The sequence below is a fragment of the Cellulosimicrobium sp. SJTW-1 genome (assembly GCF_047716875.1).
In the GTDB taxonomy this organism is placed as follows: Bacteria; Actinomycetota; Actinomycetes; order Actinomycetales; family Cellulomonadaceae; genus Cellulosimicrobium; species Cellulosimicrobium funkei.
Genome location: NZ_CP136680.1, coordinates 744,096 through 762,031, shown reverse-complemented (window position 1 = coordinate 762,031; position 17,936 = coordinate 744,096). Strand labels below are relative to the sequence as shown.

Below are 17,936 nucleotides of genomic sequence, written 5' to 3'. Positions count from 1 at the left end.
CGCTGCGCCCCGTCCGCGACACCTCCGTCCCGACCACGCCCGCCGCGCGGCGCACGCGCCTCCCGCGCGCTCACCGGGCGGGCCCGAGGTAGCGCGCGGCGAGCTCGCGACCGGCCCGGACGACCGGCCCGCGCCCGACGCACGGCCCGTGCCCCCGCTCGACCGCCCCGGCGAGCGCGCGGTCCCACCCGGCGGTGGCGGCGACGTCCAGCCCGACGGCGGCGGCCACCTCGGGCGGCGAGAGCCGACCGGGCGCTGGGCCGCGCACGACGAGGGCGGCCCGGCCCGGCAGACGGTCGCGCACCGCGGCGGCGCCCGCGACCCCGGCGACGTCGAGCGGGGTCACGAGGAGCACCTCGTCGCACGCCTCGAGCAGCGACGCCCCGGCCGCGCCCGCCCCGAGGGCCGCGCGGTCGGCGTCGAGCACGAGCACCCCGGACCGCGCCGCCGTGGCCTCGGCGAGCGCGGCGACGACGTCGGCGAGCGCCGCCTGCTCCGGGCCCCCGCCGCGCTCGGTGCTGACGACCGGCACGGTGCCCCAGCGGGGCAGGCGCGCGAGGAGGTCGTCGCCGTCGATCCGGCCCCGCGCGTCGGCGAGGTCCGGCCAGCGCACGCCCGGGTCCTGCTCGACGCCGAGCAGGACGTCGAGGCCCCCGCCCAGGAGGGAGAGGTCGACCAGGCACGTCGGCGCGCGCCGCCGCGCGACCGCCCGGGCCAACGACGCGGCGACGACGCTCGCCCCCGCCCCGCCGCGCGCACCGACCACCGCCACGACCGCTCCGTCCATCGCGCTCCCCCGCCCTCCGTCGACCGGGGACCACCGTGGCCCCTGGGCGCGGGCCGCCGTCGGCCCGTCACCCGCCCTGGGGACGGGCCGGTCGGCGAGCGCTCCTGGGGACGGCCACGTTCCGCCGCTAGGCTCGCGACCGTGACCCCGCTCCCGGACCCGACGGACCCGCCGCGCGCCGGCCGGGTCGCCGCGTTCTTCGACCTGGACAAGACGATCATCGCGACGTCGTCGGCCGCGGCGTTCTCGCGGCCGTTCTTCGCGGGCGGGCTCATCAACCGCGGCGACGTGCTGCGCAGCGCGTACGCGCACTTCCTGTTCATGGTGGGCGGGGCCGACGCGGACCAGACGGAGCGCATGCGCGCGCACCTGTCGAACCTCGTGACCGGCTGGGACGTCGCGACCGTCTCCCGCATCGTCGAGGAGACGCTCCACGAGCACATCGACCCGGTCGTGTACGCGGAGGCGGTCGAGCTCATCGAGTCGCACCACGAGCACGGGCACGACGTCGTCATCGTCTCCGCCTCGGGCAGCGAGGTGGTGGAGCCCATCGCCGCGGTGCTCGGCGCCGACCACGCCATCTCGTCCCGGATGGCCGTCGAGGGCGGGCGCTACACCGGCGCGATCGACTTCTACGCGTACGGCGAGAACAAGGCCGTGGCCCTGCGCGAGCTCGCGGAGCGCGAGGGCTACGACCTCGCGGCGAGCTACGCGTACTCGGACTCCGTGACCGACGCGCCGATGCTGAGCTCCGTCGGCCACGCGTTCGTCGTCAACCCCGACCGGACGCTGCGTCGTCTCGCCGCCGAGCACGGGTGGGGCGCGCTGACGTTCTCGCGGCCCGTCGCCCTGCGCTCGCAGCTCGCCGCGCCGACGCCGGTGCTCGCCGCCGCGGGCCTCGTCGGGCTCGGCGTCGTCGGGTGGCTCGGGTGGCGGGCCTGGCGCCGCCGCTCGCGCGGCTGACCCTCTCCAGGGTCGCCGCCCGCGCGGCTGACCCGCGCGTCGGGCCCCCGCGGACGCCCGCCGAAGGGCCCGATCCGGACCTCCCGGACCAACCGCACCGGCGTGTTCGAACCCCGGTAGAACACAGTGTGGAAGAACCCCCGGAGCGCTTGCGCCCGCCGCCCCGGCGGGCTGTGATGGAGGGACAACAGCACCGCGGCGGTACCCACGCGCAGGGCAGTCCACCGAAGGACGCGCTGACCGGGGCGGACCAGGCCACGACGGCCACCGACCCGTTGCAGCGACTTGGAGCGAGCGCGCCTGTTCACCGCCGCCGCTGGCGACCACGGCGTCCGCGAGGGCGCCGTCGTCGTGTCCGGGCTCACGCGCCCCGTTCCCGCGTCGTGGCCCGCCGGCCGGGCGATACTGGGGCCCATGACGTCAGCGCCGAGTGTCTCCTCCTCCATCACCGCCCGCCTCCAGGTCGAGGCCCGCCCCACCGCCGTGAGCGAGCTGACGACGGCGATCGAGCACACCGGGGGCATCGTCACCGCCCTGGACGTGACGGCGTCGGGCCACGAGCGCATCACCGTCGACGTCACCGTCGCGACGCGCGGCGAGGAGCACGCCGGGCAGATCGTCGAGGCGCTGCGCGCGCTCCCGGGCGTCGTCGTGGACCGCGTCTCCGACCGCACGTTCCTGCTGCACCTGGGCGGCAAGCTGAAGATCGAGTCGAAGGTGCCGATCCGCAACCGCGACGACCTGTCGATGATCTACACGCCCGGCGTCGCGCGCGTGTGCGAGGCCATCGCCGCCAAGCCCGACGACGCCCGCCGCCTGACGATCAAGCGCAACACCATCGCGGTGGTCACCGACGGGTCGGCCGTGCTCGGGCTGGGCGACATCGGCCCGCTCGCGTCGCTGCCCGTCATGGAGGGCAAGGCGGCCCTGTTCAAGCGGTTCGCGGACATCGACGCGTTCCCCATCGCGCTCGACACGACCGACGTCGACGAGATCGTGCGGACGGTCAAGGCGATCGCGCCCGTGTTCGCGGGCATCAACCTCGAGGACATCTCGGCCCCCCGGTGCTTCGAGATCGAGGCGCGGCTGCGGGCCGAGCTCGACATCCCCGTGTTCCACGACGACCAGCACGGCACGGCCATCGTGGCGCTCGCCGCGCTGACCAACGCGCTCAAGGTCGTGGGCAAGCAGCTGCCCGACGTGCGCATCGTCCTCTCGGGCGCGGGTGCGGCCGGGACCGCGGTGCTCAAGCTGCTCCTCGCGGCGGGCGCGCACGACGTCGTCGTCGCGGACATCGAGGGCGTCGTGCACCCGGGCCGCCCGGGCCTGTCCCCGTCCCTCGCGTGGACCGCGGTCAACACGAACCCGCGGCGCGTCACCGGCACGCTGCGCGAGGCCGTCGTCGACGCGGACGTGTTCATCGGCGTCTCCGCCCCCGACGTCCTGACGGGCGACGACGTCGCGCGCATGGCCCCCGACGCCATCGTCTTCGCGATGGCGAACCCGCGGCCCGAGGTCGACCCGGTCGAGGCGGCGGAGCACGCGGCCATCGTCGGCACCGGGCGCTCCGACTTCGCGAACCAGATCAACAACGTGCTCGCGTTCCCGGGCGTGTTCCGCGGCCTGCTCGACGCGCGGTCGCACCGGATCACCGACGCGATGCTGCTCGCCGCCGCCCACGCGCTCGCGTCCGCGATCCACGAGGACCAGCTCAACCCGACCTACATCATCCCGAGCGTGTTCAACCCGGAGGTGACGACGCTCGTCGCCGCGGCGGTCGAGCGCGCCGCGCGCGAGGACGGCGTCGCCGAGCCTCCCGCGCTGACCGGCGGCCTCCCGCGCGTCGCGACCACGACGTCCGCCCCGACCACTGCCCCGGAGGCCTGAGCGTGCAGCGCGTCACGACCCGCAACGCGGCGTTCCAGCAGTGGGAGGCCCTGCTCACCAACCGCACGAAGCGGCACCGGGCGGGCGAGATGGTCGTCCAGGGGGTCCGGCCCATCACGCTCGCCGTCGAGTCCGGGTGGACCGTGCGGACGTGGCTCGTCGACGCCGACCGGTCGCTGTCGTCGTGGGCCCACGCGATGCTCGACCGGGTCCGCGCACAGCGGTTCGCCGTGTCATCCGCGCTCCTGCGCGAGCTCGGCGGCAAGGAGGACGAGACGCCCGAGCTCCTCGCCGTCGTCGCGACGCCGCCCGACGACCTCGGCCGGATCGGCGGCGGCACCGTGGGCGCCGACTTCCTCGGCGTCGTGCTGGACCGGCCCACGAGCCCGGGCAACGTGGGGACCGTCGCGCGGTCGCTCGACGCGTTCGGCGGGAGCGGGCTCGTCGTCGCCGGGCACGCGGCCGACCCGTACGACCCGCGCGCCGTGCGCGCGAGCACCGGCTCGATCTTCTCCGTCCCGACCGTCCGCGTCCCCGCGGGGCGCGACGTCCTCGACTGGGTCGCCGCGCAGCGCTCCTCCGGGGTCCCGCTGACCCTGGTCGGGACCGACGAGCACGGCGACGTCGAGCTCGCCGACCACGACCTCACGGGCCCGACGCTCGTCGTCACGGGCAACGAGACCACCGGGCTCAGCGCGGGCTGGCGCGAGGCGTGCGACGTCATGGTGAGCATCCCGATGCTCGGCTCGGCGAGCTCGCTCAACGCCGCGAGCGCGACGACGGTCGTGCTGTACGAGGCCGTGCGCCAGCGCCGGGCGCGCTGACGGCACGCACGGCGGCGGTCGGCGCACGCCCGACGGCGGGTGCGGCGTCCCGGGGGGCGCCGCACCCGCCGTCGTCCCCGCGTCAGGACGAGCGCGGCGCCGTGCTGCCCGGAGCCCGGGTGATGTGGTGCACCGCCTGCGTGCGCAGGCCGGCCCCGTTGAACTCCTGGTAGATCTCCTTCGCCTCCTGCAGCGCCTGCTTGACCTGGTTCTTGTCGAGGTGAGCCGCGGTCAGCTGGTTCTGGTAGAGGTACAGGAACGTGTTGAAGTCGATCTTCGTCAGGTCCACCGTGGACTTGACCGCGACGAACGCACTGATGCGCTCCATCTTCTCGTAGATGCCGCGGGCCGAGACGTTGAGGTACCACGCCTTGAGGTCGACCCGGACGATGGACAGGCCCTCGGTCACGACGTAGTACTCCTCCATCGTGCCGGTCGACGCCGACGCGCCGCCGAGGAACACGGTGAGGGCCTCGGAGATGAGGCCGCCCACCCCGTCGATGATGCTGTCCGCCGTCCCCGAGACGAACGACTTGAGCGACGACTTCACGGTGTCGGCGAGGTGCTCCGTCGACGTGGACGTGAAGGCGTGCACCTCCTTCTTGGACGCGAGGATGGACGTGATGGGCACGGTCGAGTTCGTGCCCCCGGCCCCGCGGAGCGACTCCTGGATCTTCGCCTCGAACAGCTCGGCCTTCGTCTCGCCGAGCCGGGCGAGCGACTCCACGACCTCGCGCTGCGTCTGCGCGAGCTCGTCGCTGTTGTCGAACTGCTTGACGATGTCTCTCACGAGCGACATGACTTCCTCCGATGACGTGTGGTGCGGTGTCGGAGCGCGGCGACCGCCCCGCCCCCGTGGCGCGAGGTCAGAAGACGACCTGCGTGCCCTGCAGGTCGACCTGCCTGCTCAGCGCGTCCGGCCGCGGGTAGCGGGCGTCCGCCGGGACGGGCCGGTTGTAGCCGTAGACCCAGACGCCCTCGAGCGCCCGCTCCTCCTCGAGCGCGAGGGCGAGCCCCGCCGAGAAGTTAGAGACGTTCTCGGCGCACGCGTGCACGAGCACCGGGCCGACCGGCCCGGGCGCCCGGGCGAGGAGCCGGGCGACCTGCCGCCGGTTCCACCCCCAGTCGTCGGCGCCGTTCCCCTCGTCGCCGATCTCCTCGTCGTTGCCGTGCGCGGACAGGCAGACCGGGCCCCGCGCCGTCGCGAGCGCCGCGACGAGCGCCCGTTCCGCCGCGGCCCGTGAGCCCTTCGGAAGCAGGACGACCTCGCCCCACGCGTCCGCCCCGGAACCGTGCTCCTCGACGGCCTCGCGGATGTCGTCGTCCTGTGTGCAGACCACCAGCATGTCGTGCCCCCTCTCGTGCGTCGGCGGGGCTGCGTCGCCCCGCCGTCGGCCCGGTGCCTTCGTCCGGGTCCGTCGCCAGGATCCGCCGGGCGCCGACCGCCCCACATCGTCAGTTCTGACTATCTGCGGACGGGACGGCCGCCCCGTGCGCGGGCCAGGGCGGCAGAGGCCGCGAGCTGCGACGAGACGCCGAGCTTGCCGAGGATCGAGCGGACGTGGGCGCGCACGGTCGCGACCGACAGCACGAGCGCAGCAGCGATCTCGGCCACCGACCGACCGCCCGCGAGGTGCTCCAGCACCTCGGTCTCCCGGCCCGTGAGCGACGCCACCGCCCGGCGGTCGCGCACGACCCCGACGAGCTGCTCCACCAGGAGCGCGTCGCCCGCGCGCACGTCCCCCGCGAGCATGCGGGCGACAGTCCGCACCTGGTCGCCGAACGGCCGCTCCGCGGCGACGACCAGCGCGCCGGCGCGCGCGGCGACGAGCAGCCGGTCCGCGGCGACCGCGCCGCCCACGACCACGACCGGGCCCGGGCGCCGCAGGACCGCGAGCAGCGGCGGGCCGGGGAGGGACCCGGCGTCGTCGGCCACGAGCACGAGCCCGCGGCGGCCGCCGGACCCCGGCCGGAGGGCGTCCTCGGGGACCGTGCGCGCCCCGCAGCGGCCGACGGCGCGCAGCCCGGCGGCCACGGCGACGGCGAGCACGCGGTCCCGGGACGCGACGTCGACACCGTCGTCCCGGCGTGCGGGCGCGGCAGGGCGCGACCGCGCGCCCCGCACCGCCGCGTACGCCAACCCGCCCCCTGTGCCTCGCCGTGAGGCCGCACGCTCCGCGAGGAACGTGAGCCCATGGTGGGTCACCACCCCGTGCGCGGCAACAGCGCGCCGGGGTGCCCGGCGGGTCGCCCGACGGCGCGCTCCCCCGCCGTCCGGGGCGCTCGCCCGCTCCTTTGCGAGCACTCTCGCCGAATCCCGGACGGATGTGACCGCGCTCACCGCAGGAGGTCTACACTCGCCAGGTCGGGGCCCCGGTCGTGCGGCCGTCCGCCCCGTCGTACCGTCGTACCGTCACGCCGCCCCCGGGCGGCCGCCGCGGTCGGCGGGACCGCACCAGAGTCGATGCGCACCGGAGGTCAGCGTGCCAGAGAACGAGCCCGAGGCCGCAGCAGCGGCCACCACGTCCAGCCTGGAGAACCTCCTCCACGAGACCCGGAGCTTCCCCCCGAGCCCCGAGTTCGCCGCGCAGGCGAACGCGCAGCCCGAGCTGTACGAGGAGGCGCGGGCCGACCGGCTCGCGTTCTGGGCGCGGCAGGCGAACGACCTCGTCACGTGGCAGACCCCGTTCACCGAGACCCTCGACTGGTCGCAGGCGCCCGTCGCGCGCTGGTTCGCCGACGGCACGCTCAACGCCGCGTACAACGCGGTGGACCGCCACGTCGAGGCGGGTCTGGGCGACCGGGTCGCGATCCACTTCGAGGGCGAGCCGGGCGACACGCGTACCGTCACGTACGCCGAGCTGCAGCGCGACGTCTCGCGCGCGGCCAACGCGCTCGCGGCCCTCGGCGTCGAGACCGGCGACCGCGTCGTCATCTACCTGCCGATGGTCGTCGAGGCCGTCGTGGCGATGCTCGCGTGCGCGCGCATCGGCGCCCCGCACTCGGTCGTGTTCGGCGGGTTCTCCGCCGACGCGCTGCGCAGCCGCATCGCCGACGCCGAGGCGAAGCTCGTCATCACGGCCGACGGCGGCTACCGCCGCGGCGCGGCCTCCGCGCTCAAGCCCGCGGTCGACGAGGCGCTCGCGCCGAAGGAGGGCGCCGAGCCGACGACGGTCGAGCACGTCCTCGTCGTGCGCCGCACCGGCCAGGACACCGCGTGGACCGAGGGCCGCGACGTGTGGTGGCACGACGCGCTCGAGGCCGCCGACACGACGCACACGCCGGTGTGGGTCGAGGCGGAGCACCCGCTGTTCATCCTCTACACGTCCGGCACCACGGGGAAGCCCAAGGGCATCCTCCACACCACGGGCGGCTACCTCACGCAGGCCGCGTACACGCACCGCAACGTGTTCGACCTCAAGGCCGACACCGACGTCTACTGGTGCACCGCCGACATCGGCTGGGTCACGGGCCACTCGTACGTCGTCTACGGCCCGCTGCTCAACGGCGCGACGCAGGTGATCTACGAGGGCACCCCGGACTCGCCGCACCAGGGCCGCTGGTGGGAGATCGTCGAGAAGTACAAGGTCTCGATCCTCTACACCGCGCCGACGGCGATCCGCGCGTGCATGAAGTGGGGCGAGGAGATCCCGGCGAAGTTCGACCTGTCGTCGCTGCGCGTGCTCGGGTCGGTGGGCGAGCCCATCAACCCCGAGGCCTGGATGTGGTACCGCCGCGTCATCGGCGGCGACCGCACGCCCATCGTCGACACGTGGTGGCAGACGGAGACGGGGGCGATCATGATCTCGCCGCTGCCGGGCGTCACGGCGGCCAAGCCGGGCTCCGCCCAGGTGCCGCTGCCGGGCATCGTGGCGGACGTCGTCGACGACGAGGCGCGCTCCGTGCCGAACGGGGGCGGCGGGTACCTCGTGCTGTCCGAGCCGTGGCCGTCGATGCTGCGCGGCATCTGGGGCGACCTCGAGCGCTTCAAGGACACGTACTGGTCGCGCTTCCCGGGCATCTACTTCGCGGGCGACGGCGCCAAGAAGGACGAGGACGGCGACATCTGGCTGCTCGGCCGGGTCGACGACGTCATGAACGTCTCGGGCCACCGCCTGTCCACCACGGAGATCGAGTCGGCGCTCGTCTCGCACGAGATCGTCGCGGAGGCCGCGGTCGTCGGCGCGAGCGACGACCTCACGGGCCAGGCCGTCGTCGCGTTCGTCATCCTGCGCGGCGAGCACGCCGGCCGGGCGTCCGACGCCGACGGCGCGGCGGCCGTGCAGACCGAGCTGCGCAACCACGTCGCGAAGGAGATCGGCCCGATCGCCAAGCCGAAGCGCATCCTCGTGGTGCCCGAGCTCCCGAAGACGCGGTCCGGCAAGATCATGCGCCGCCTCCTGCGGGACGTCGCGGAGAACCGGACGGTGGGCGACGCCACGACCCTCGCGGACTCGTCCGTGATGGAGCTCATCTCGGCGGGCCTGCAGAAGCCGTCGTCCTCGGACGACTGACGCGCCGCTCGTCGACCACGGGGTCGGTGCCGTCGTCCGCGCGACGACGGCACCGGCCCCGTTCTCGTGCGCCGACCGCCCGGCCGGTGCGCACCGCGATTTGCCCGTGCCCGGCGTCCCCACGACGGCGTAGCGTCGAGGCGTGCCCCGCGTCCCCGCGGCCGACGGCCGCGCCCTCCTCGCCGAGCAGCTCGACCTGCGCAGCGACTGCTCCCGCTGCACGGGCCTGTGCTGCGTGGGCCTGCACCTCGTGCGGTCCGCCGACTTCGCGATCGACAAGCCTGCCGGCACGCCCTGCCCGAACCTGCGCACCGACTTCGGCTGCGGCATCCACGCCCGGCTGCCCGAGTCCGGTTTTCCCGGCTGCGTCGCCTACGACTGCCTGGGCGCGGGCCAGCGCGTGACGGCCGCCGTCCGGGCGGCGCACGACGGCGCGACCTGGCGCGACGACCCCGCCGCCGCGCGCGACGCGTTCGCCGCCCTGCCCGTCGTCACGCAGCTCCAGGAGCTGCTCTGGTACCTCGCGGAGGTGCTCGCGCTCCCCGCGGCCGCCGCCGTGCACGACGACGCCCGGCAGGCGCTCGACCGCACCGCACCGCTCGCCGACCTCGCCGCGGCGGACCTGCTCGCGCTCGACGTCGGCGCCGTCCGTCGTTCCGTCGGCCCGCTGGTCGACCGCGCGAGCGCGCTCGTGCGCGACGCGGCCCGCGGCGCGGCGCGCGACAGCTCGCAGGCGCGCGACCGCCGGCACCGGGACGGCCGCCGCGACGCCGCGTCGCCGCACGGCACCGCCCGCGCAGCGGCCCCGCCCGACGCCCCGCCGGCACTCCGGGCTCCGGGCACGGGGGTGCGTCGTCGGCTGCGCCCGGGGGCGGACCTCGTCGGCGCGGACCTCCGCGGGCGGGACCTGACGGCGTCGGACCTGCGGGGCGCGCTGCTCCTCGGTGCCGACCTGCGCGGGGCGCGGCTCGACGCCGTCGACCTGCTCGGCGCCGACCTGCGGGGCGCGGACGCGCGCGGCGCCGACCTCTCCCGGGCGCTGTTCCTCACCCCGGCGCAGGTCGGCGCCGTCCGCCGGGACGAGCGCACGGCGCTCCCGGCCGTGCTCGCCTGACCCTGCCCGCAGCCGCCCACCCCGCGACATCGGCACCCGCAGACCGGATCGGCGGTCGCGACCACCGATCCCACCCCCGGGTGCCGATCTCGGCGGCCGTCGTCAGCGGAGCGCAGCCCGCCGCGCGAGCGGAGCCGCCACGACCGCGCACACGACGACGAGCGCCGCCGCACCCCACGCGAGCGCGCCGTACGACGAGAACCCGATGATCGCGCCCGCGAGGATGCCGCCGACGGCGCCGCCCGTGTTCATCGCGAGGTCCGACAGGCCCTGCACGGCGGTGCGCGACGGCCCCGGCGTCGCGTCCACGAGCAGCGCCGACCCGGCGACGAGCCCGCACGACCACCCGAGCCCCAGCAGCACCAGGCCGACCGTGAGGCGCGCGGAGTCCTCGCCCGGCGCGCCCGCCACGACGACCGCCGCCGCGAGGAGCAGCGCGCCTCCGGCGTACAGCACGCGCGCGTGCCCGAGCCGGTCCGCGAGCCACCCGACGACCGGGCTCAGCGCGTACATGCCCGCGATGTGGGCGCTGATCACGAGACCCACGACCTGGAGCGTCGCGCCGCCGTGGTTCATGTGGACCGGGGTCATGGACATGAGGCCGACCATGACGAGGTGGCTCAGCACGATCGCGCCGAGCGCGAGGCGCGCCGTCGGGCTGGCCGCGACGACGGCCCAGCCGGCGCGCAGGCCGTCGCGCCACGACGCCGGGCCCGGCGCTCCGCCCGCGCCCGGCGCACCCCCGTCACCACCCGCCGCACCGGAGGCCGCCGCACCCGAACCCGTCGCGCCGGAACCCTCCGCGCCGGACCCCGCCGCGCCCGCCCCCGACGGCGCGCGCGACGCGAGCAGCGGGTCCGGGCGCAGCCACACCGCGACGACGGTCGCCGCGAGGGCGAACGCGAGCGTCGCGAGCACGAACGGGGCCGCGCTCGGCGCGGTGCTCCCCGCGGTGCTCCCGTGCTCGGCGTGCGCGTCCCCGAGGCGCAGGGCGGGCCCGGCGACCCGGTCGGCGACGCCCGCGAGCGTCGGCCCGACGACGGACCCGACGGTCGTCGCCCAGACCACCACGGACAGGTCGCGGGCCCGGCGCTGCGGCGTCGCGAGATCCGTCGCGGCGAAGCGGGAGGCGAGACCGGCGGCCGTGCCGGAGCCGAAGAGCAGCATCGCCACGACGAGCAGCGGCCACGAGCCCAGCAGGACGGCGACCGTCGCGAGGACGGCGCCGCCCGTCGCGAGGCCGAAGCCGAGCAGGAGCGAAGGCCGCCGACCGCGTCGGCCCGCGACCTGGGCGAGCGGCAGCGCGACGAGCGCCGCGCCGACGACGCCCGAGGTCGAGGTGAGCCCCGCGATGGCGTCGGACCCGGACAGCGCCGACGCCACGAGGGGTGCGACGGCGATGCCGCTCGCGACCCCGACGCCGGACAGCACCTGCGTCGCGACGAGGGTCGTCAGGGTGCGGCGCTGCGTCGGCAGGGCAGGCGCGTCGACCGCGACCGGGGCGGGCTCGCGGGCGGCGGACGGGTCGGGGGCCGGGGAGGACTCGGTGCTCACGGGTGCACGCTAGGGCTCGACGGCGGGCGCTGACGAGCCCTCACACCGCCACCGGTCGCCGAGATCCTGCCGCGGGGCCGCGCTCGGGCCGTCGGCCGAGCGCCCGCAGCACGCCGCGCGCCGCCTCGCGCCCCGCCCGGTTGGCCCCGATCGTGGAGGCGCTGGGCCCGTAGCCGACGAGCTGGACGCGCGGGTCGCTCGCCGCCGTCGTGCCGTCGAGCACGATCCCGCCGCCGGGCGCACGCAGGCCGAGGGGCGCGAGGTGGTCGAGCGCGGCGCGGAACCCGGTGGCCCAGAGGATGACGTCGGCGGGCTGGTGCAGGAGGCCGTCGTCGTTCGCGCCGGGAGCCCACTCCACGCCGGTCGCCGTGACGCGCGCGAACATCGGCCGACGCCGCAGCACCCCGTTCGCGATCCCCGCGCGGTACCGGGGCGTGAGCGGCAGGCCCGTGACCGAGACGACGCTCCCGGGCGGCAGGCCCGCGGCCGTGCGCTCCGCGACACGCGCGACGGCGGCCCGGCCGAGCTCGGGCGAGAACTCCTCCTCGACCCACACGGGCTCGCGGCGCGTCACCCACGTCGTGCCCGACGCGTGCGGCGCGATCTGGAGCAGGAGCTGCGTCGCCGACGCCCCGCCGCCGACGACCACCACGTGCTGCCCCGCGAAGTCCTCGGCGGCGCGGAAGTCGTGCGTGTGGAGCTGGCGCCCGCGGAACGTCTCCATCCCGGGGTAGCGCGGCCAGAACGGGCGGGTCCACGTGCCGGTCGCGTTGACGACCGTGCGCGTGCGGACGACGCCGTCGCGCGCGTCCGGCCCGGCGCCGACCGTGGCGCGGACCAGCAGGAGCGCGGGGTCGTCGGGGTCGTCGCGCACGTCGTGCACCGTGACGGGCCGCACCACGCGCAGGTCGTTCTCGCGCTCGTACGCGGCGTAGTAGCGCGGGACGGCGACGTTGGCGCGCTCGCCCGGGTCACCGGCCGGGAGCGGGACGCCCGGGAGGTCGTGCACCGCGTGCGTCTCGGCCATGGTCAACGAGTCCCAGCGGTCCTGCCACGCGCCGCCCGGGCCGCGACCGCCGTCGAGCACGAGCGGGTCGAGCCCGGCGCGCCGCAGGTGGTACGCCGACGACAGCCCGGCCTGGCCCGCACCGACGACCACGACGTCGTGCACGGCCCCGCCCGGGCCGAGCAGGTCCGCGCCCGCCGTGCCCGGTGCCGCCGTCTCTCGCCCGTGGTTCCGCTCGCTCACGCCGACCACAACGACCCGCCCCGACAGAACCTTCCCCCACCCCGAGGTGAGGTGCCGAACACGGGGTTGCCGTCGTCATCGCGCTCTGAACGACCGCAACCCCGTGGTCGACGGCGAGCAACCCCGTGCTCGGCGACGCGCCGCCGCGCGTGCGGCGCGCGCTCAGGGGAGGTCCGGGACCCGCCGGAGCGTGCGGATCGGCCGGACGGCGAGGAGCGCCACGACCGTGAGCGTCCCCACGACCGCGCCCACCAGGAGCACCCGGTCCGTCCCGAACGCGGCGACGGCGGGACCGGCCAGCGCGGCCCCGATCGGGTACATCCCGACCGACCCCGCGACCTCGTAGGCGTGGACCCGGTTGAGCACGTCGCCCGGCACCTGCGTCTGGACGCTCGTCGCCCACATGACGCCCCACACCCCGACCCCGACGCCCACGAGCACCTGCGCGACGGCGAGCGCCCCGACCGGCCAGCCCAGCACGAGGCCGAGCGGGTAGAGCGGGTAGGCCACGAGCGCCACGGCGCCCGCGGCGAGCGGCCGCCGCGGCCGGTAGCGGATCGCGAGCAGCCCGCCGACCACGGTCCCGACCCCGAGCGCGCTGTTGAGCACGCCGAACGCGGTCGCCCCGTGCGTCGGCACGACGACGCTCGCCGCCAGGGGGAGCTGCGGCCCCCAGGCGAGCACCGCGTAGACCATCCAGATGACGACGACGCCCCACAGCCACGTGCGGGAGCGGAACTCCTGCCACCCGACGGCCAGGCTGCGCCACAGGCCCGCGCCCGCCGGGGGCGCCGGCACGACGCCGAGCCGGAGCGCGAGCAGGCACAGCGCGCTCGTCGCGTAGGCGACGGCGGAGAGGATCATCACCCCGCCGGTCGACCCGAACCCGACGAGGACGCCCGCGAGCGCCGGGCCGCCGAGCCCGGTGATCGCCTCGGAGGTCCGCAGGACGCCGTTGGCCCCCTGGACGTCGCGCGCGACGAGCGGCACGGTCGACGCGGCGCCGGGCTGGAACAGCGCGTTGGCCGTGCCGGCGACGGCGAGGAGGGCGTAGAGGTGCCAGAGGTGGTCGATCCCCCGCACGAACAGGACCGCGAGGAGCACGTGCGCGGCGAGGTTCGCGAGGTCGGCGACGATCATCATCCGGCGCGCGGTGAACCGGTCGGCGAGCACGCCGCCGAAGAGCACGAGCCCCGCGAACGGGGCGACGAGGAACGCCATGGCGTACCCCGCGACCGCGAGCCCGTAGCCCGAGGCGAGCAGCCCGGCCGAGACCGCGACCGGGAGCATCGCCCAGCTGAGCAGCCCCGCGCTGCGCGCGGTGAAGTAGTACCGGAAGTCCCGCGACCAGACGGCCGGTCCCGTCGGTTCCCCGACCAGCCGGGCCGGGACCGTCACCGGGACCGGGACCCGCCCTGCTGCGGCCTCCGCCGCCTCCTCGACCGCGCACGCGCCCATGCCGCCTGCCTCTCAGCCCGTCGCCGTCGTCCGACCGGTCGGACGACGGCGGGGCGGGCAGGCCGACGCGGCCCTCCGGGTCCCGCGCCTCACGGCCGCTCGCTCACGGACGTGACAACCGTCACCCCGGCCCGAACCTTCCCGCGACGATGACGGCGTCCCGCGGGCGCGGGTGGCGCGCGTTCGGTCGTGCGCGGGCGCCGGGGGCAAGATGGACCGGTGGAGACCGCGATCCTCTGGCACACCGGGCCGCTCATCGACGACGTCGAGATCGCGCAGGTCCACGACCTCGCCGCGGCGGCGGAGCGGGAGGACGGTGTGGCTCCCCTCTCGGAGCAGCCGCTGCTCAACCTGCGCGAGGCGACCGACGACGTCGTGCACCTCCTCACGTGGCGCGGGGGCGAGCTCGCGGGCTACGCCCAGGTGGACAAGCGCGGGGACGCGCCGAGCGCGGAGCTCGTCGTGCGCCCGGCGCACCGCGGCCACGGCCTCGGGTTCCACCTCCTGGGGAGCGCCGCGGACCGCGCCGTCGAGCCGCGCCCGTCCGAGCGCACCGCGGACGAGCGCGCCACGGACGAGCGCGGCCCGGACGGGGCCGCGACGGACGGCGCGCCCTCCCCCGGCAGGGACGTCCCGCCGCTGCGCGTGTGGGCCCACGGCGACCTGCCCGCGGCGCAGGCACTCGCCGCGCGGGCGGGGTACGGCGTCGTGCGGGAGCTGCTCGTGCTCGAGCGCCCGCTGGGCGGCCCGGCGGAGCACCCGCGCCCCGCCGTCCCGGCGGGTCTGCGGTTGCGCGCGTTCGTGCCCGGGGACGACGACGCGGCCTGGGTCCGGGCCAACGCGCTCGCGTTCGCGCACCACCCGGAGCAGGGGCGGCTCACGGTCGACGACCTGCGTGCGCGGATGCGCGAGGACTGGTTCGACGCCGCCGGTCTCCTGCTCCTCGAGCGCGACCCGGCGCCCGGCGACGGTGCGCCCGAGCTCGTCGGGTTCGTCTGGACCAAGATCCCGACGGGCCAGCCGGACGGCGCACGCGAGGGCGAGATCTACGTCGTCGGCGTGGTCCCGTCCGCCCAGGGCGAGGGGCTCGGGCGGCTGCTGACCGCCGTCGGGCTCGCGCACCTCGCGGAGCGCGGGGCACGCACGGCGGTGCTGTACGTGGACGGCGACAACGTCCCGGCGGTGCGGACCTACGAGCGGGCGGGGTTCGTGCGGCGTGCCGTGCACGTGCAGTACGCGCGGCCCGCCCGCTGACCCCCGCACCGACCGCGCGGTGACCCGCGTCACGCACCGTTCATCAACTGGTGCCACCATGAACCCATGACCGACACGTCCACGCAGCGCACCCTCGACCCGGACCTCGCCGCGCACATCGCGGAGCACATCGCCGAGGAACCCGAGATCGAACCGGTCGGTGCGGAGCTCGACCTCGGTCCGCTGCCCGACGACCGGTTCGCCGACCGCGAGCTGAGCTGGCTCGCGTTCAACCAGCGCGTGCTCGAGCTCGCGGAGGACCCGAGCCAGCCGCTCCTGGAGCGCGTGCGGTTCCTCGCGATCTTCGCGTCGAACCTGGACGAGTTCTTCATGGTCCGCGTCGCCGGCCTCAAGCGCCGCATGGCGACGGGCATCGCGGTCACGGCCGCCTCCGGGCTGTCGCCGCGCCAGGTGCTCGACGCGATCAGCGAACGCGCGCACGAGCTCATGGCGCGGCACGCGCGGGTCTTCGCCGACGAGGTCCAGCCGGCGCTCGCCGCCGAGGGCATCACGCTCGTCCACTGGGACGAGCTGGAGACGCGCGAGCAGGAGCGCCTGCACAAGTTCTTCCGCAAGCAGATCTTCCCCGTGCTCACGCCGCTCGCCGTCGACCCGGCGCACCCGTTCCCGTACATCTCGGGGCTCTCGCTCAACCTCGCGGTCGTGGTGGCGAACCCGACGACCGGCAAGGAGCACTTCGCGCGCGTCAAGGTGCCGCCGCTGCTGCCCCGGTTCATCGCCGTGGACGCGCGCGGCCGCCCGAGCGCGCCGACGTCGCAGACGGCGTCGCCCGACCGCGGGCCGACGTCGTTCGTGCCGATCGAGGAGGTCATCGCCCAGCACCTCGACCACCTCTTCCCCGGCATGGAGGTGCGCGAGCACCACCTGTTCCGCGTCACGCGCAACGAGGACGTCGAGGTCGAGGAGGACGACGCGGAGAACCTGCTCCAGGCGATGGAGAAGGAGCTGCTGCGCCGCCGGTTCGGCCCGCCCGTGCGCCTCGAGCTCACGCCGGGCATCAGCCCGCGCATCCGCGCGCTGCTGGTGCGCGAGCTCGGCGTCGTCGAGGAGGAGGTGTACGAGATCCCGCTGCCGCTCGACCTCACGGGCCTCAACCTCATCGCCGACCTCGACCGCGCCGACCTGCACTTCCCGCCGTTCGTCCCGACGACGCACCGCCTCCTCGCCGAGGTGGAGAGCTCGTCCCCGACGGACGTGTTCGCCGCGATCCGCGAACGCGACGTCCTGCTGCACCACCCGTACGACTCGTTCTCGACGTCGGTGCAGACGTTCCTCGAGCAGGCGGCGGCCGACCCGGCGGTGCTCGCGATCAAGCAGACGCTGTACCGGACGTCGGGCGACTCGCCGATCGTCGACGCGCTCATCGACGCGGCCGAGGCGGGCAAGCAGGTGCTCGCGCTCGTCGAGATCAAGGCCCGGTTCGACGAGCAGGCCAACATCTCGTGGGCACGCAAGCTCGAGCAGGCGGGCGTGCACGTCGTGTACGGGATCGTCGGGCTCAAGACGCACTGCAAGCTCTCGCTCGTCGTGCGCCAGGAGTCGGACGGCCTGCGCCGCTACTGCCACGTCGGCACCGGGAACTACCACCCGAAGACGGCGCGCCTCTACACCGACCACGGCCTGCTCACGTGCGACCCCGACGTCGGGCAGGACCTCACGCGCCTGTTCAACCAGCTCTCCGGGTACGCGCCGCAGTCGCGGTTCCACCGCCTGCTCGTCGCACCCCGCACCGTACGCTCCGGCCTCGTCGAGCGGATCGACCGCGAGGCGGTCGCCGCGCGCGAGGGCCACGAGGCGTGGGTCAAGATCAAGGTCAACTCCGTCGTCGACGAGACGACGCTGGACGCGCTCTACCGCGCGTCGCAGGCGGGCGTGAAGGTCGACCTCGTGGTGCGCGGCATCTGCGCCGTCCGCCCGGGCGTGCCCGGGCTGAGCGAGAACATCCGCGTGCGCTCGATCCTCGGGCGCTTCCTCGAGCACTCGCGCATCTACGCGTTCGCCAACTCCGCCGGCCCCGCCATCGGTGAGGGGCCGGAGAGCGGCCCGGAGGTGTTCATCGGGTCGGCCGACCTCATGCACCGCAACCTCGACCGCCGCGTCGAGGCGCTCGTGCGCATCACCGACCCCGACCAGGTGATGGAGCTGCTCGACCTGCTCGACGCGTCGATGTCCGAGCGCACCGCGTCGTGGCACCTCGACGCCGACGGCACGTGGCACCGCCCCGACACCGCGCCCGACGGCTCGCCGCTCGTCGACCTCCAGGCCAGCCTCGTCCAGCGACAGCGCCGCCGGCTCGTCGGGAGGCGGTAGC

14 protein-coding genes are annotated in these 17,936 nt (G+C 75.8%); 7 read left to right on the top strand and 7 right to left on the bottom strand.

Annotation, left to right across the window (positions count from 1 at the left end; all coding sequences use genetic code 11):
• Positions 1-70 precede the first annotated feature (70 nt).
• Entirely contained in the window at positions 71-787 is a 717-nt protein-coding gene (ssd, locus tag RSE42_RS03510; protein ID WP_086149155.1) for a septum site-determining protein Ssd, read from the bottom strand.
• 141 nt (positions 788-928) lie between these two features.
• Here ssd and RSE42_RS03505 point away from each other — a divergent pair, with 141 nt between their 5' ends.
• From RSE42_RS03505 to RSE42_RS03495, 3 genes are all read left to right on the top strand, one after another.
• Positions 929-1,750, top strand: coding sequence for an HAD family hydrolase (locus tag RSE42_RS03505; RefSeq protein ID WP_415297873.1), 822 nt, complete (start codon positions 929-931; stop codon positions 1,748-1,750).
• A gap of 414 nt (positions 1,751-2,164) precedes the next feature.
• A complete protein-coding gene (locus RSE42_RS03500) occupies positions 2,165-3,637 on the top strand; it encodes an NAD-dependent malic enzyme (RefSeq protein ID WP_415297872.1) in 1,473 nt (490 codons plus the stop codon).
• Positions 3,638-3,639: 2 nt separating this feature from the next.
• Positions 3,640-4,461: an RNA methyltransferase gene (locus RSE42_RS03495; RefSeq protein WP_338077402.1), complete on the top strand. Its 822-nt coding sequence runs from the start codon at positions 3,640-3,642 to the stop codon at positions 4,459-4,461.
• Positions 4,462-4,543: 82 nt separating this feature from the next.
• Here the strand turns inward: RSE42_RS03495 and RSE42_RS03490 are convergent, their stop codons facing one another.
• The 3 genes from RSE42_RS03490 to RSE42_RS03480 all read right to left on the bottom strand — a co-directional run bounded on the left by RSE42_RS03490 (position 4,544) and on the right by RSE42_RS03480 (position 6,601).
• A complete protein-coding gene (locus RSE42_RS03490) occupies positions 4,544-5,260 on the bottom strand; it encodes a hypothetical protein (RefSeq protein ID WP_021483279.1) in 717 nt (238 codons plus the stop codon).
• Between the two features lie 67 nt (positions 5,261-5,327).
• Entirely contained in the window at positions 5,328-5,801 is a 474-nt protein-coding gene (locus tag RSE42_RS03485) for a hypothetical protein (protein ID WP_061266568.1), read from the bottom strand.
• Between the two features lie 125 nt (positions 5,802-5,926).
• Positions 5,927-6,601 carry a response regulator transcription factor gene (locus RSE42_RS03480; RefSeq protein ID WP_168944908.1) on the bottom strand — a complete coding sequence of 225 codons (675 nt, stop codon included), beginning with the start codon at positions 6,599-6,601 and terminating at the stop codon, positions 5,927-5,929.
• 343 nt (positions 6,602-6,944) lie between these two features.
• Here RSE42_RS03480 and acs point away from each other — a divergent pair, with 343 nt between their 5' ends.
• Together acs and RSE42_RS03470 are read left to right on the top strand one after the other, a co-directional pair.
• Positions 6,945-8,975, top strand: a complete 2,031-nt coding sequence (gene acs / locus RSE42_RS03475; RefSeq protein WP_076403456.1) for an acetate--CoA ligase — start codon at positions 6,945-6,947, stop codon at positions 8,973-8,975.
• A gap of 142 nt (positions 8,976-9,117) precedes the next feature.
• Complete coding sequence (locus tag RSE42_RS03470; RefSeq protein WP_415297871.1) at positions 9,118-10,089, top strand: pentapeptide repeat-containing protein; 972 nt, start codon at positions 9,118-9,120, stop codon at positions 10,087-10,089.
• Positions 10,090-10,191: 102 nt separating this feature from the next.
• Here RSE42_RS03470 and RSE42_RS03465 read toward each other — a convergent pair whose 3' ends face one another.
• The 3 genes from RSE42_RS03465 to RSE42_RS03455 form a co-directional block, all read right to left on the bottom strand.
• Positions 10,192-11,643, bottom strand: a complete 1,452-nt coding sequence (locus RSE42_RS03465; protein ID WP_415297870.1) for an MFS transporter — start codon at positions 11,641-11,643, stop codon at positions 10,192-10,194.
• A 40-nt stretch (positions 11,644-11,683) separates the two neighbouring features.
• Complete coding sequence (locus RSE42_RS03460; protein ID WP_043655169.1) at positions 11,684-12,814, bottom strand: FAD-dependent oxidoreductase; 1,131 nt, start codon at positions 12,812-12,814, stop codon at positions 11,684-11,686.
• 240 nt (positions 12,815-13,054) lie between these two features.
• Positions 13,055-14,350 (bottom strand): MFS transporter, encoded by a 1,296-nt coding sequence (locus RSE42_RS03455; protein WP_144721537.1) that lies wholly within the window; start codon positions 14,348-14,350, stop codon positions 13,055-13,057.
• Positions 14,351-14,569: 219 nt separating this feature from the next.
• Between RSE42_RS03455 and mshD the strand changes: the two genes are divergently transcribed.
• Positions 14,570-15,604 carry a mycothiol synthase gene (gene mshD, locus RSE42_RS03450; protein ID WP_137279709.1) on the top strand — a complete coding sequence of 345 codons (1,035 nt, stop codon included), beginning with the start codon at positions 14,570-14,572 and terminating at the stop codon, positions 15,602-15,604.
• Between the two features lie 66 nt (positions 15,605-15,670).
• Positions 15,671-17,935: an RNA degradosome polyphosphate kinase gene (locus tag RSE42_RS03445; protein WP_043655147.1), complete on the top strand. Its 2,265-nt coding sequence runs from the start codon at positions 15,671-15,673 to the stop codon at positions 17,933-17,935.
• Position 17,936 lies beyond the last annotated feature (1 nt).